Source organism: Massilia forsythiae, assembly GCF_012849555.1.
GTDB lineage: Bacteria > Pseudomonadota > Gammaproteobacteria > Burkholderiales > Burkholderiaceae_D > Telluria > Telluria forsythiae.
On record NZ_CP051685.1, the window covers coordinates 3,044,358 to 3,056,619 of the forward strand.

Annotated in this window: 13 protein-coding genes; 7 read left to right on the top strand and 6 right to left on the bottom strand. The window is 64.6% G+C overall.

The window, feature by feature from the left end:
• Position 1 precedes the first annotated feature (1 nt).
• Together HH212_RS13025 and HH212_RS13030 are read right to left on the bottom strand one after the other, a co-directional pair.
• Complete coding sequence (locus HH212_RS13025) at positions 2-793, bottom strand: fused MFS/spermidine synthase (RefSeq protein ID WP_170202860.1); 792 nt, start codon at positions 791-793, stop codon at positions 2-4.
• A 153-nt stretch (positions 794-946) separates the two neighbouring features.
• Positions 947-1,468 (bottom strand): glycine zipper 2TM domain-containing protein, encoded by a 522-nt coding sequence (locus HH212_RS13030; protein ID WP_170202861.1) that lies wholly within the window; start codon positions 1,466-1,468, stop codon positions 947-949.
• A 430-nt stretch (positions 1,469-1,898) separates the two neighbouring features.
• On the opposite strand from HH212_RS13030, the gene HH212_RS13035 reads away from it, so the two are divergent.
• The 6 genes from HH212_RS13035 (at position 1,899) to HH212_RS13060 (ending at position 7,754) form a co-directional block, all read left to right on the top strand.
• Entirely contained in the window at positions 1,899-2,348 is a 450-nt protein-coding gene (locus HH212_RS13035; RefSeq protein WP_170202862.1) for a barstar family protein, read from the top strand.
• A gap of 147 nt (positions 2,349-2,495) precedes the next feature.
• Complete coding sequence (purN, locus tag HH212_RS13040) at positions 2,496-3,113, top strand: phosphoribosylglycinamide formyltransferase (RefSeq protein WP_170202863.1); 618 nt, start codon at positions 2,496-2,498, stop codon at positions 3,111-3,113.
• A 45-nt stretch (positions 3,114-3,158) separates the two neighbouring features.
• Positions 3,159-4,484: an RsmB/NOP family class I SAM-dependent RNA methyltransferase gene (locus HH212_RS13045; RefSeq protein ID WP_170202864.1), complete on the top strand. Its 1,326-nt coding sequence runs from the start codon at positions 3,159-3,161 to the stop codon at positions 4,482-4,484.
• 59 nt (positions 4,485-4,543) lie between these two features.
• The gene (locus tag HH212_RS13050) at positions 4,544-5,902 is read left to right on the top strand and encodes a mechanosensitive ion channel family protein (protein WP_170202865.1); all 1,359 of its coding nucleotides are present in this window, start codon (positions 4,544-4,546) and stop codon (positions 5,900-5,902) included.
• Between the two features lie 135 nt (positions 5,903-6,037).
• Positions 6,038-7,249: a DesA family fatty acid desaturase gene (locus HH212_RS13055; protein ID WP_170202866.1), complete on the top strand. Its 1,212-nt coding sequence runs from the start codon at positions 6,038-6,040 to the stop codon at positions 7,247-7,249.
• A gap of 271 nt (positions 7,250-7,520) precedes the next feature.
• The gene (locus tag HH212_RS13060; protein ID WP_170202867.1) at positions 7,521-7,754 is read left to right on the top strand and encodes a hypothetical protein; all 234 of its coding nucleotides are present in this window, start codon (positions 7,521-7,523) and stop codon (positions 7,752-7,754) included.
• Between the two features lie 6 nt (positions 7,755-7,760).
• Here HH212_RS13060 and HH212_RS13065 read toward each other — a convergent pair whose 3' ends face one another.
• From HH212_RS13065 to rpmB, 3 genes are all read right to left on the bottom strand, one after another.
• Entirely contained in the window at positions 7,761-8,870 is a 1,110-nt protein-coding gene (locus tag HH212_RS13065) for a hypothetical protein (protein WP_170202868.1), read from the bottom strand.
• Between the two features lie 169 nt (positions 8,871-9,039).
• Entirely contained in the window at positions 9,040-9,207 is a 168-nt protein-coding gene (gene rpmG, locus HH212_RS13070) for a 50S ribosomal protein L33 (protein ID WP_005665735.1), read from the bottom strand.
• A gap of 13 nt (positions 9,208-9,220) precedes the next feature.
• Positions 9,221-9,457, bottom strand: coding sequence for a 50S ribosomal protein L28 (gene rpmB, locus HH212_RS13075; RefSeq protein ID WP_170202869.1), 237 nt, complete (start codon positions 9,455-9,457; stop codon positions 9,221-9,223).
• Positions 9,458-9,900: 443 nt separating this feature from the next.
• On the opposite strand from rpmB, the gene HH212_RS13080 reads away from it, so the two are divergent.
• Positions 9,901-11,436 carry an ArnT family glycosyltransferase gene (locus HH212_RS13080; RefSeq protein ID WP_170202870.1) on the top strand — a complete coding sequence of 512 codons (1,536 nt, stop codon included), beginning with the start codon at positions 9,901-9,903 and terminating at the stop codon, positions 11,434-11,436.
• 45 nt (positions 11,437-11,481) lie between these two features.
• Here HH212_RS13080 and radC read toward each other — a convergent pair whose 3' ends face one another.
• Positions 11,482-12,156 (bottom strand): RadC family protein, encoded by a 675-nt coding sequence (gene radC, locus HH212_RS13085; protein ID WP_170202871.1) that lies wholly within the window; start codon positions 12,154-12,156, stop codon positions 11,482-11,484.
• Positions 12,157-12,262: the final 106 nt, after the last annotated feature.

Genomic DNA, 12,262 nt, shown 5'->3' on the forward strand with positions numbered 1-12,262 from the left:
GCTAGCCGGCCTGCAACCCCGCCTGCAAGCCCTTGAGCCAGGCCTTGGCCGGCAGCTTGGTGGCGGCGGCGATGGCGGCGGCGCGTGCGGCCAGGCGCGCCGGATCGAGGTCCGGCCTGTCCTTGAAGCACAGTGCGACCACGTTGCCGTCGTGGACTTCGGGCAGGCAGATCACCTGGTCGAAGGCGAAGCGCATCGCCTTGATGTTCTTGGCGAAGCTGGGGTGGTCGCCGAACAAATTGACGGTCATGATGCCGCCGTCCGCCAGGCAGGCTTCGCACGCTCGATAAAACTCGGGCGTGTCCAGCACCGGGCCGCGCGCGGTGGCGTCATATAAATCGCACTGCAGGACGTCGAAGCGGCCGTGGTTGGCGTCGTCCAGCACGAAATCGAGCGCATCCATTTCCAGCACGCGCAATCGTTCGTCCTCGGGCGGCAGCTTGAACATCGAGGCGCAGATCGCGGTGACGGCCGGGTTCAGTTCGACCGCGGTCACGCTGGCTTCGGGGAAATGGCGGTAGCAGGCCTTGGTCAGCGTGGCGGCGCCCAGGCCGAGCTGGGCGATGGCGCGCGGCTGATCGATGAACAGCATCCAGGCCATCATCTGCTGGGCATATTCGAGTTCGGGCCAATCCGGCTTGCGGATGCGCATGGCACCTTGTACCCATTCGGTACCGAAGTGGAGATAGCGCACGCCGTCCTGTTCGGACAGGGTGACAGGGGCGAACTTGGGCTTGCGCGCGGGACGGCGCGAGGATTCGGCCTGTTCGATGGATTTGCGTTTGATGAGCATAGGACAGCCTGGAGGGAACGTCCTATTATCGATGCAGGTGCTTCTGTAGTGCAAGGGCACTACAGAAGCGTTGCAGGCATGTCTGGGAGGGGGCAGGCCATGCAAAAAAGCCGACGGCGCGGAGAAGGGGGCAGTTCCCCGCGCCGGAAGAGATTACTGGTACTGATCCGGCTCGACCGACACGCGCAGGCGGATGCGGTTGCCCGGATCGCGGCCCATCACGGTGGTGTACGAACGCCCGCGGTAGTCGTAGGTGACGTCGTAGCCATTGGTGCGCTGCTCGACCGAATCGACGGTACGGCACTGGCGCACGGCCTGTTCCTGGGTCTGCGGCGCATAGTTGCGGCCGTCGTTGTCGACGCGGTCGCCGACCACGGCGCCGGCGATCGCACCGGCCGCGGCTGCCGCGACCTTGCCGTTGCCGCCGCCGACCTGGCTGCCCAGCAGGGCGCCGGCGATACCGCCGATCACGGAACCGCCCTGGCTGCGCTGCGGCTGGACCTGGTTCTGGACATATTCGGTGCGGCATTCCTGACGCGGGGTGCGCACTTGCTCGATGCGCGGCTGGACGCGGGTGACGCGGCCGTAGTCCTCGAAATTGTCGGCTTGAGCAGACGCCAGCGGCAGGGCGCACACGCCCACTGCTGCAAGAATCAGTTTGGCATTGAAGTTCATGTTCCTACCTCTTTCTGTGATCCGGGGATCGACACGGTATTGGTTGAAAAGGCGACTGCCACCACTGCATGGTAGCGCCAGTCCGGCACGTACGGTCAATCCACGTGGCAACAAAATGTAACAGGCAGTATGCATGTGATGACGACGTTTTAAGGGAAAATACGGTCAAAAAGGTATAAACCAGGTAAAAAAGCCGAATTTTTTTATAAATATGCCCGGCTCGGCCATATTCGGGTTGATTCGACTATCACAAAACGTTACCCTTAGGAGATGCAGGGTTTTATTGGCGCGTGGAAACGAGACCAGGAGAAAGCGAACAAGCCCGACGCTTCCACAACAAACACGCGCTGGCGCCGGCTGACCAGACCGGGTGATTTGAGGACACTCGAAAAACCGTCGCAGCAGGTTTCGAGGCTCCTATGAGGAAAAAATGAGTTTGTTGATGAGAGTACCGCAGAATCTTGTGCAAGCCATCCGCGCCTACCGTATCACGGAGCTGCAGAAGGAAGCGGTGCGATTGGGCCATCATTTTCTCTACGCCATGTGCTCGAATGCCCTGACCAAGCAGCAAGTCTGCGCCCGCATCGGCGAACAGTTTTATTTCTCCAAGCCCTGCAGCAAGAATTTCGATGCGTTGCGTAATTGCCTCACCGACGTCATCGCCGGCGCCGGCCCCCAGCCCGGGTTCATCGCCGTGCTCGACCAACTGCCGAATACCCAGAAATTCGACAAGGAAGCGCGCGAGACGCTGCTCGACGTGTTCCGCGACGCGGCCGAGTTCTGGGCGGAGAAAAAGGTGCCGTTCCGGGTGTTTTACTCGTTCGAGGAACCGCAGTCGCCGCAATCGGTGGGCTGGGTGGGCGCGCGACCGTTCGAGTGACATGCATCGTCGTCCCCACCTGCGCGGGGACGACGTCTGGAAGTGGTCCCGGCAAACCGGCAAGCGCGATTGCCGGCATGCCCGACCGCCTTTCTCCCGTCCCTTTCCATTGGTCCACCCCCGCCCCTCGGGTTACAATGCCCGCTTATGAAAAATATCGTGATCCTTATTTCTGGCCGCGGCAGCAACATGGAAGCCATCGTGCGAGCGCTCGAAGCCGGGCGCTGGCCGGCGCGCGTCGCCGCCGTGATCAGCAATAAGGCCGACGCCAAGGGGCTGGCATTCGCCCGGGCGCATGGCATTCCGACCGCGGTGGTGCCCAGCAAAGAATTTGCCACGCGCGACGCCTTCGATGCGGCGCTGCGCCAGGCCGTCGACGGTTACGCACCGGACCTGGTGGTGCTGGCCGGCTTCATGCGCATCCTGACGGCGCCTTTCGTCGAGCACTATGCCGGGCGCATGCTGAACATCCACCCGTCGCTGCTGCCGCTGTTCCCGGGCCTGGCCACGCATCGCCAGGCGCTGGCCGCGGGCGTGTCCGAACACGGCGCCACCGTGCACTTCGTCACCGCCGAGCTGGACCACGGTCCGGCGGTGCTGCAGGCGCGCATCCCGGTGCTGCCCGGCGATACCGAGGACAGCCTGGCGCAGCGCCTGCTGGAACACGAACACATCATTTATCCGCAAGCGGTGCGCCTGTTCGTCGAAGACCGGCTGCGCATCGAAGGCGGCGCGGTCCGCATCCTCGAGACCGCCGGCGCTTGAGCGCGCCCATCCGACACTAATCCATTCAAGAATCCAAGGAACACCATGAGATTGCCACCCGCGATTCTCGGCAATGCGGAAGAGGTATTGCGCGAGATCCTGCGCTTTACCGCGCCTGCCGACGTCACCCTGTCGCGCTACTTCAAGGACCATCCGCGCCTGGGCGGACGCGAACGCGGCGCCATCGCCGAGTGCGTATATGCCGTGCTGCGCAACAAGACCTTCTTCACCGATTTCGCCGGCGCCGGCGCCACCATGCGCCGCCTGACCCTGCTCGGCATGGCGGAAGCCATCGGCGTCGATTCGTTGGGCGGTTTGTCGGACGACGAAACCGCGTTCCTGGCACGCATCAAGGACATCGACCGTTCGCTGCTGCCGCCGAAAAAGCTGGCCAACCTGCCGGACTGGCTGTACGACAAGTTCGTGGCCCAATATGGCGAGGAAGAGACGCAACAGTTGGCCGCGGTACTGAACACCCCGGCGCCGCTCGACCTGCGCGTGAACTCGCTCAAGGCCGACCGCGACAAGGTGATCGCCGAGCTGGCCACCGCGCCGATCGTGGCCGAACCGACGCCATACTCGGCGCTCGGCCTGCGCATCCAGAAAAAGCCGGCGCTGCAGAACCTGCCGCTATTCAAGGAAGGCGCGATCGAAGTCCAGGACGAGGGCAGCCAGGTGCTGGCCCAACTGCTGGGCGCGCGCCGCGGCGAGATGGTGGTCGACTTTTGCGCCGGCGCCGGCGGCAAGACGCTGGCGATCGGCGCTCTCATGCGCAACACCGGCCGCCTGTATGCCTTCGACGTGTCGGAAAAGCGCTTGACCAAGCTGAAGCCGCGCATGGCGAGGAGCGGGCTGTCGAACGTGCATCCGGTGGTGATCGCGCACGAGCGTGATGCCAAGGTAAAACGTCTGGCTGGCAAGATCGACCGCGTGCTGGTCGATGCGCCGTGCTCGGGCATGGGCACGCTGCGCCGCAATCCGGACGTGAAATGGCGCCAGCAGCCGGAAGGCATCGCCGAGATGACGCAAAAGCAGGCGTCGATCCTGGACGGCGCGGCGCGCCTGGTGAAGTTCGGCGGGCGCCTGGTGTACGCCACCTGCAGCCTGCTGAACGAGGAAAACGACGGCATCGTCGAACAGTTCCTGGCGACGCATCCGGACTTCGACCTGGTGCCGATGCACAAGGTGCTGGCCGAGCAGCGCATCGCACTGGAGATGGGCGACACGCTCAAGATGCTGCCGCACAAGCATGGCACCGATGGCTTCTTCGCCGCGGTGTTCGAGCGCAAATCCGCCCAGGCCGGCACCGCCAAGGCCGATGAACCCGCGGTCGAAAGCGGCGACGCCGCCGACGCCGACGCCGCCGCCTGACAGGCGATCGCGGCCGCCCGTCGCGCGGCCGTTTCTTCATCCAGACATTGAAATAAACGATGCCGCTGACCAGCCTGATCGGAGACTTGATTGACGACATGAGCCGCCCCGGCATGCCATGGCAGCTGGCGGCGGTCGCCGCCTGCATGCTGGTCGGCTGGCTGGCGGCGCGCCTGGTGCAGGGCTGGTGGTACCGGCGCCAGCGCGGCAATGCCGAGGTGCAGGGTGGCGTCCGCCATACCGGCGTGGAAAGTTTCACACGCGTAATGGCGCCGCTGCTGGTGGTCGGGCTGCTGGCCGCGTCGCGCTATCTGCTGGAAAAGAACCACTTTCATACGAATATCGTGAAAGTGGCGATGCCGCTGTTCCTGTCGCTGGCCGTGATCCGCCTGGTGTTCTACCTGCTGCGGCGGGTGTTCGGCCGGCGCGGGCAGCTGGGCGAAGCCTTCGTCACCTTCGAGAAGATCTTCGCGGCCGTGGTGTGGGTGGCGGTGGCGCTGTACATCACCGGCATGTGGCCGGACATCTTCGATTTCCTCGACAGCTACCGGATTCCGATCGCGCCCAAGAAGTACGTGACGCTGGCCGACGTGCTGCAGGCGATCGTCTCGGTGGTCGTGCTGCTGATGCTGGCGCTGTGGGCCGGCGCTGCCCTGGAAGAACGGCTGATGGGGGTGAATGCGCTGCACAGTTCGCTGCGCGTGGCGCTGGCGCGCGTCAGCCGCGCTTTCCTGATCATCGGCGCGGTGCTGCTCAGCCTGAACCTGGTCGGCATCGATCTGACGGTGTTGTCGGTATTCGGCGGCGCGCTCGGCGTCGGCCTCGGCCTGGGCATGCAGCGCATCGCCAGCAACTACGTCTCCGGTTTCATCATTTTGATCGAGCGCAGCCTGTCGATCGGCGACATGATTTCGGTGAGCAATTTCACCGGCAAGGTCACCCAGATCAATACCCGCTACACGGTGCTGCAGGGGCTGGACGGCGTGGAAACCGTGCTGCCGAACGAAATGCTGATTTCCGGGCCGGTGCTGAACCAGTCGCTGACCACGCGCCGCGTGCGCGCGACGACCAAGGTGACGGTGGCCTACGGCTCCGACCTGGACGTGGTGATGCCGCTGCTGGCGGCGCAGGCGGCCGGGGTGGCGCGCGTGCTGGACGAGCCGGCGCCCGGCTGCTCGCTGTCGCGTTTCGGCAACGACGGCTACGAACTCGACGTCGGCTTCTGGATCGCCGATCCGGAAAACGGGCAGGGCGGCGTGGCGGCCGAAATCAACAAGCGAATCTATGCGCTGGTACAAGCCGGCACCATCAAACTCGGGTATCCATCGGTTGATACTCGCCTGCTCGACTCCCATATAGCCTCGGTTGTGGCGCGGATCACGCAATCGGATCCGAATTTATCGCCCCCGGCGAATTGATTTTCCTCGAGAGTGCCACTTAACACTGGTTGCGCGTAAAATGCGGGATCTGTCACGCCCTGTCTTGACAGCCCGCCTCCGATCCCCCTCCCTGGCCCGACGGCACTCCTCGAAGCTTTCCCCTTTGGAGCATTAATGAATTTCCTGAGCAACATCTTCCACGCCGTGCTGTCCTTCTTGGATGGCGGCCTGCTGGACTTGTCGGTCTGGCAGGTGGTCGTGTACACGCTGGTCGTGACCCACATCACGATCGCCGGCGTCACCATCTACCTGCACCGCCACCAGGCCCACCGCGCGCTGGAACTGCACCCGATCGCCAGCCATTTCTTCCGTTTCTGGCTGTGGCTGACCACCGGCCAGGTGACCAAGGAATGGGCAGCGGTGCACCGCAAGCACCACGCCAAGTGCGAAACCGTCGACGATCCGCACAGCCCGGTCACCTACGGCATCAAGAAGGTGCTGCTGGAAGGTGCGGAACTGTACCGCACCGAGACCAAGAACAAGGAAACCCTGGAAAAGTATGGCCACGGTTGCCCGAACGACTGGATCGAGAACAAGCTGTACACCAAGTACAGCTGGCTGGGCGTGTCGATGCTGCTGCCGCTGAACGTCATGCTGTTCGGCGTGATCGGCATCACGATCTGGGCAGTGCAGATGCTGTGGATCCCGATCACCGCGGCCGGCATCATCAACGGCCTGGGCCACTTCTGGGGCTACCGCAACTACGACTGCAACGATGCCGCGACCAACCTGATGCCTTGGGGCATCCTGATCGGCGGCGAGGAATTGCACAACAACCACCACACCTTCGCCACCTCGGCCAAGCTGTCCAACAAGTGGTACGAGTTCGACATCGGCTGGGCTTACATCCGCACCATGGAAATGATCGGCCTGGCGAAGGTGAAAAAAGTGGCGCCGAAGCCGAAGCTGGCCAAGAACAAGCTGGAAGCCGACTTCGACACGCTGCAGGCGGTGATCGCCAACCGCTACGACGTGATGGCCAAGTACGCCAAGTCGGTGAAGGCGGCGTTCCGCGAGGAAGTCGAGCACCTGAAGCACAAGGCCGAGCTGGAAGCGCGCTTCCTCAAGAGCTCGCGCAAGCTGATGCAGCGCGAACCGGCCAAGCTGGCCGCGCCGCAGCAAGCCCAGCTGACCGAGCTGTTCCAGCACAGCAAGGCGCTGGAAACCATGCACCAGATGCGCGTGGAACTGGGCGCGATCTGGGAACGTTCGCACTCGACCCGCGACCAGCTGCTGCACCAGCTGCAGGACTGGTGCGCACGCGCCGAAGCCTCGGGCATCAAGGCGCTGCAGGAGTTCTCGCTGCGCCTGCGCAGCTACGCCTGACCGGATGCCCGGGCGGTGCGCGGCGCCGTCCACGTCGATGCAGTACCGAAACGCCCCTGCCCAGGGGCGTTTTTCATTGGCGCGGCGCCGGGCAATGCGGCAGCGGCCTCATGCGCGGCAGCATAGACGCACCGGTCAACCCCGCGGGAAGGTTGGTGGATCGCAGGCCGCGTGCGGTGTATATTGGCGCCTGAAACCATGGCGCCATTGTTCGTCGGCTATCCGGCCGAGCGTTTCCGATGGGCCGTGCCGGAGACTGCGGGAGGCAGCAATGAGCGATCGCCAGCGGAGGAACGATGTACCGACCTCGAATGCGGTCGCGCGCGGCTTGAACATCCTGGCGGTGCGCGATGCCGACCAGGCCCGGCGCTACATGGCGTACAAGGGCGTGCCGCAGCACGTGATCGCGCGCGTGCTGGCCGAGCCGCGCCGCTGCCGCCCGCTCACGCCCGAGCAGTTCGTCTCGGAAGCCATCACACCGCTGCATTTCCCGGATGCGGGCTGAGCCGATTCAGCGGCACACCGCGGCGCGCGGCCAGCCGCAGGCGATGAGGGCGCCCACGTCCGGATTGGCGAGATAGCCGAGGTGGGCGGTGACCGGATGTTCGATCAGGCCGAACCAGGTCGTGTCGTTGGACACCAGCACGTCGGCCACCGCCACATCGGACGCGGCATAACGCGCCGGTAACAATCGATAAGACAATAAATCGTTCGGGTCCGTCACGGCGACGACGCTCAGCCGCCGCAAGTCGCCGGAACGTTCGCCGGGCAGGCCGGCCTGGCGCCGGCGCAGGTCCAGGAAGCGCTGCAGCGTATCCTGTTCCGGCATGGCGCGCGCCACCACGTCCTGCTCGGCCAGCGCCAGGATCGGCAACTGGTTGCCCGCCATGAAGATCAGGGCCAGGCGGCGTGCGGCGCGTCGTCCCAGCGCCTGCAGGCGCGGCTGGTTCGATTCGAGCATGCTGGCCAGCGCGTCGAACAGCATCTTGCTGCCCAGGCTTTCCGCCACCACCACCAGCGGGGCGTCGCTGTCCGGATCGGCATCGATCACCTGCGCCACGATGCCGGCCATGGTGTCGCGGATGGTGTCGCGACTGTTGCCTTCGTAGATCAGGACGTCGGCCAGGCAATCGTTCAGCAGCTTGTCCTTCACGACCCCGTTCAGGCACGCCCGCACCGGCCGGCATACGGTATCGCCGGCGCAATCGGTCGGGCCGCCGGTATTGTCGTAGGCCAGCTGGCGCTTGAGCGGCGCCGTCAGCGGCGACCACAAGATGCCATGGAAGCGCACCGTCCCGGCGCCGACGCGGCGCGTGCTGTCGAGCAACTCGACGGCGGCATTGTCGGCGGCCGCCCTCCTGGCCGATTGCAGCGCGGCGCCTGGCGCCTGTGCCGTGACGGCGCCGGCGATCCGTTCGACGTTGCGGTCGACCCAGGCGGCATCGTGGGTACACATGCCGTGCACCAGGATCAGGTCGACGGGGCGGGCGCCGCCGCCGGCGGTGAGGGCGGCCAGGCCGGGGAAGGGCGTGCTGTCATGCACCACCACCGGCGGGCGGTAGGGTGTGGCGCAGGCCGCCAGCAGGCAGGGCAGCAGCACAAGCAGGCGCAGCGTCTTCATCGTACTCTCCAGGGCCGGCGTCGGTCCGACTATAGACACACCTGCTGATAAGGAGACGATATAGCGCTACCGGCTGATGCGTATCAATGGTGAGCGCGGAACTGTGGGAAAAGCCAATAAAAAAAGCCGCGCACTGTCGTGGGCGGCTTTCGACTACGAAAGAACAAGATTACTTGATCTTGGTTTCTTTGTAGATCACGTGCTTGCGCGCTTTCGGGTCGAATTTGGTGATTTCCATCTTCGCCGGCATGGTGCGCTTGTTCTTGGTCGTGGTGTAGAAGTGACCGGTACCTGCGGTCGATTCCAGTTTGATCTTGTCGCGGCCAGTTTTTGCCATGATAGCTCCCTAGTTAGATTTTCTCGCCGCGGGCGCGCATGTCGGCCAGCACAGCTTCAATGCCGAGCTTGTCGATGACGCGCAGGCCGGCGTTGGAAATACGCAGGGAGACCCAGCGGTTTTCGGATTCAACGAAGATACGACGATTCTGCAGGTTCGGCAGGAAACGACGTTTGGTTTTGTTGTTGGCGTGGGAGACGTTGTTGCCAACCATCGGGCCCTTGCCAGTAACTTGGCAAACACGTGCCATAGCGCACTCCTTGAGTAAACTTCCACAATTGGAAAAACGAGAGTATAGCGTGAAAACCGTCGCGTAATCAACAACTTGCAGAAAAAAATTGTTTCTTAAATTATTCAATGAATTTAACAATCGTAAGATTTCGCAATCTGCTGCAGATGTGCTCACTGCGCGGGACCGATGGTTCTTTTGTAAGCTGCTGTTTACACACGTCTATTCGGTTCGTGATCGACCGACGCGGCGATGCCGGATCGGCGCCATTCGACGTGATGCGGGCGATCTTCTTGTCGACGAAATACGTCGGAAAAGGATGGAGCGATCATGCATGTCGTGGGAAGGGCGCCACGATTACCGGTCATGCAGAGAGCATCGGCGTCGGCCTTGCGTCCCTTCAAAGGCATGCGGCAGCCAGGCGTCAGTGTAGGGACTGATCGCATCGCTCCATGGGCCGGCGCATGTCCAGCGAAAACCCGACGTTTGTTTCCATCGTGCCACGCGCCGGCGAGCGCCGTGGCTATGAGGTGCGGCCAGGCACGCAGACCGCCAGCGCACTGCGCTGGCTGGCGGTCCTGCTGGCGTATTTCTCTGCCTACCTGCTGGTCCGCGCCGGCATGCCAGGCGCGCTCGACCGCGACGAAGCCGAGATCGTCTACCTGACGCAACAACTGCGGCTCGGCTACGGCACCCAGCCGCCCTTGTACGCCTGGCTGCAGTGGCTGGTGTTCTCGGTCACCGGCATAGACCGTTTCGGGCTGATCCTGCCCAAGGCGATCCTGCTGGCCACGGCCTATGTGGCGCTGTACCGGGCGTCGCGGCCGCTGGTGGGACGCGACGCGGCGCTGGCGGCGGCAGCCATGCTGGCGCTGTTCCCGCAGATCGGCTGGGAAACCTTGCGTATCCAGACCCATTCCCTGCTGCTGCTGACGCTCGCATGCGCTGTGCTGGCAGCGTATGTCGGCCTGCTCGGCAAGCCGACGCTGGCACGGTATGCCTGGTTCGGGTTGCTGTGCGGGCTCGGCCTGCAGGCCAAGTACAACTTCGGCATCCTGCTGGCCGGACTCGTCTGCGCCAGCCTGCTGGTGCCGGAGCAGCGCCGCGTGCTGTGGAACCGCCGCACCTGGGGGGCGCTGCCGGCCGCCTTGCTGGTGGTGTCGCCGCACGCCGCCTGGATGCTGGCGCACCCGGACCTGGCGTTCGGCGGGACCCTGCGCAAGATGCAGGCCGGTAACGAAGGGGTCGCCTACCTGGACCGCGTGCTCGGCGGCCTTGCCGACCTGGCGACGGCGACACTGACCTTCGCGGCGCTGCCGGCCTGCGTGCTTGCAATCGTCCACTGGCGCTTGCACCGGCCTGTCGAATGGCAGGCGCACACCGCGGAGGCGCGTTTCTTCCTGTGCCTGTATGGCAGCGTCGCGCTGATGCTGGCCGCGCTCGCCTTCACCGGGCAGGTCGGCACCATCAAGGAACGCTGGATGATGCCCCTGCTGTTCCCGCTGCCGCTGGCTGCGTTCGTGCTGCTGCCGGCGCTGCGCAGCGCGCGGGCGTGCGCCGCCATCCGCCGCGCCGCTGTGGCGGCGGGATTGCTGTTCCTGGCCTTGCTGCCGGCGCGCACCTGGCTGACGCCGGCGTTCGGCATGGTGGTGGTGCCGCATCACCCTTACGAGCGCCTGGCGGACGCACTGCGCCGGGCCTGCCCGGCGGCGCAGGTCGTCGTCACCGAAAGCCTGCTGTCCGCCGGCAACCTGCGCTTTGCGCGCCCCGAATTGCGCACCGTGCTGCTCGATGCGGCGCCAGGGACGGGGCCGCCCCCGAGCGGTATGGTGCTGCTGGTGACGCATGATGAGGCCGGACCGGGCTGGCAGCGCAGCTTTCATGCAGCCTACCCGCAGGCGGCGCTGCTGCACCGGCAGCACGTGCGCCTGGCGCGCCGCTTCGGCAGCCCCGGCAGCATGGCGTTCGATGTCGGCTGCTACCGCTTCGATGCCTCCTGATGGATGCCGGACGGACAGGTACGCTACCGCATCCGGGCTGCGCCGCTACAACTGGCCGTTTTCGGCAAACGAATGCACCACCGGCCCCGCCACCACGAAGTGGTCGAGCACGCGGATGTCGACCAGCGCCAGCGCCTGCGACAGCGAGCGCGTCAGGCGCAGGTCGGCGTCGCTCGGCTCGGCGACGCCGGACGGATGGTTGTGCGCGAGCATGACGCTGGCGGCATTGCAGGCCAGCGCCGCCTTGACCACCTCGCGCGGGTACACGCTGGTATGCGTGAGTGTGCCCCGAAACAATTCCTTGTCGACGATGAGGCGATTCTTGACGTCCACGAACAATACCACGAAGGATTCGTGAGGCTGGCCACCCAGCTTGACCTGCAGGTAGCGCTTGACCATGTCCGGCGAGGACAGGCTGGCGCCGGCCTGCAACTGCTCGCCGATGGCGCGCCGCGCCAGTTCCATCACGGCTTGCAACTGCGCATACTTGGCCATGCCGAGCCCGTGCACCTGTGAAAAATCCTGCAGCGTGGCGCCGAACAGGCCGTGGAGCGAACCGAAGTGCTGCAGCACGTCGCGTCCCAGTTCCACCGCGTTCTTGCCCGGCACGCCGACCCGCAGCAGCAGCGCCAGCAGTTCCGGGTTGGACAATGCCGCCGCCCCGTCGCGCACCAGCCGCTCGCGCGGCCGTTCCTGCTCCACCCAATCGTTGATTCCCATATGCTCCCGTCCACCTTGTGCAAGATCCCAGAAAAGAAGGCCGCGAAAAGAAAAGCGATAAGGATCGATGAGGGACGGGAAGGGCGGCTCTGGCTTACAATAGCGG

Bases quoted from the DNA above. Each gene is read 5' to 3' on its own strand.
- HH212_RS13025 (WP_170202860.1), bottom strand. From the start codon at position 793: ATGCTCATCAAACGCAAATCCATCGAACAGGCCGAATCCTCGCGCCGT.
- HH212_RS13030 (WP_170202861.1), bottom strand. From the start codon at position 1,468: ATGAACTTCAATGCCAAACTGATTCTTGCAGCAGTGGGCGTGTGCGCC.
- HH212_RS13035 (WP_170202862.1), top strand. From the start codon at position 1,899: ATGAGTTTGTTGATGAGAGTACCGCAGAATCTTGTGCAAGCCATCCGC.
- purN (WP_170202863.1), top strand. From the start codon at position 2,496: ATGAAAAATATCGTGATCCTTATTTCTGGCCGCGGCAGCAACATGGAA.
- HH212_RS13045 (WP_170202864.1), top strand. From the start codon at position 3,159: ATGAGATTGCCACCCGCGATTCTCGGCAATGCGGAAGAGGTATTGCGC.
- HH212_RS13050 (WP_170202865.1), top strand. From the start codon at position 4,544: ATGCCGCTGACCAGCCTGATCGGAGACTTGATTGACGACATGAGCCGC.
- HH212_RS13055 (WP_170202866.1), top strand. From the start codon at position 6,038: ATGAATTTCCTGAGCAACATCTTCCACGCCGTGCTGTCCTTCTTGGAT.
- HH212_RS13060 (WP_170202867.1), top strand. From the start codon at position 7,521: ATGAGCGATCGCCAGCGGAGGAACGATGTACCGACCTCGAATGCGGTC.
- HH212_RS13065 (WP_170202868.1), bottom strand. From the start codon at position 8,870: ATGAAGACGCTGCGCCTGCTTGTGCTGCTGCCCTGCCTGCTGGCGGCC.
- rpmG (WP_005665735.1), bottom strand. From the start codon at position 9,207: ATGGCAAAAACTGGCCGCGACAAGATCAAACTGGAATCGACCGCAGGT.
- rpmB (WP_170202869.1), bottom strand. From the start codon at position 9,457: ATGGCACGTGTTTGCCAAGTTACTGGCAAGGGCCCGATGGTTGGCAAC.
- HH212_RS13080 (WP_170202870.1), top strand. From the start codon at position 9,901: ATGTCCAGCGAAAACCCGACGTTTGTTTCCATCGTGCCACGCGCCGGC.
- radC (WP_170202871.1), bottom strand. From the start codon at position 12,156: ATGGGAATCAACGATTGGGTGGAGCAGGAACGGCCGCGCGAGCGGCTG.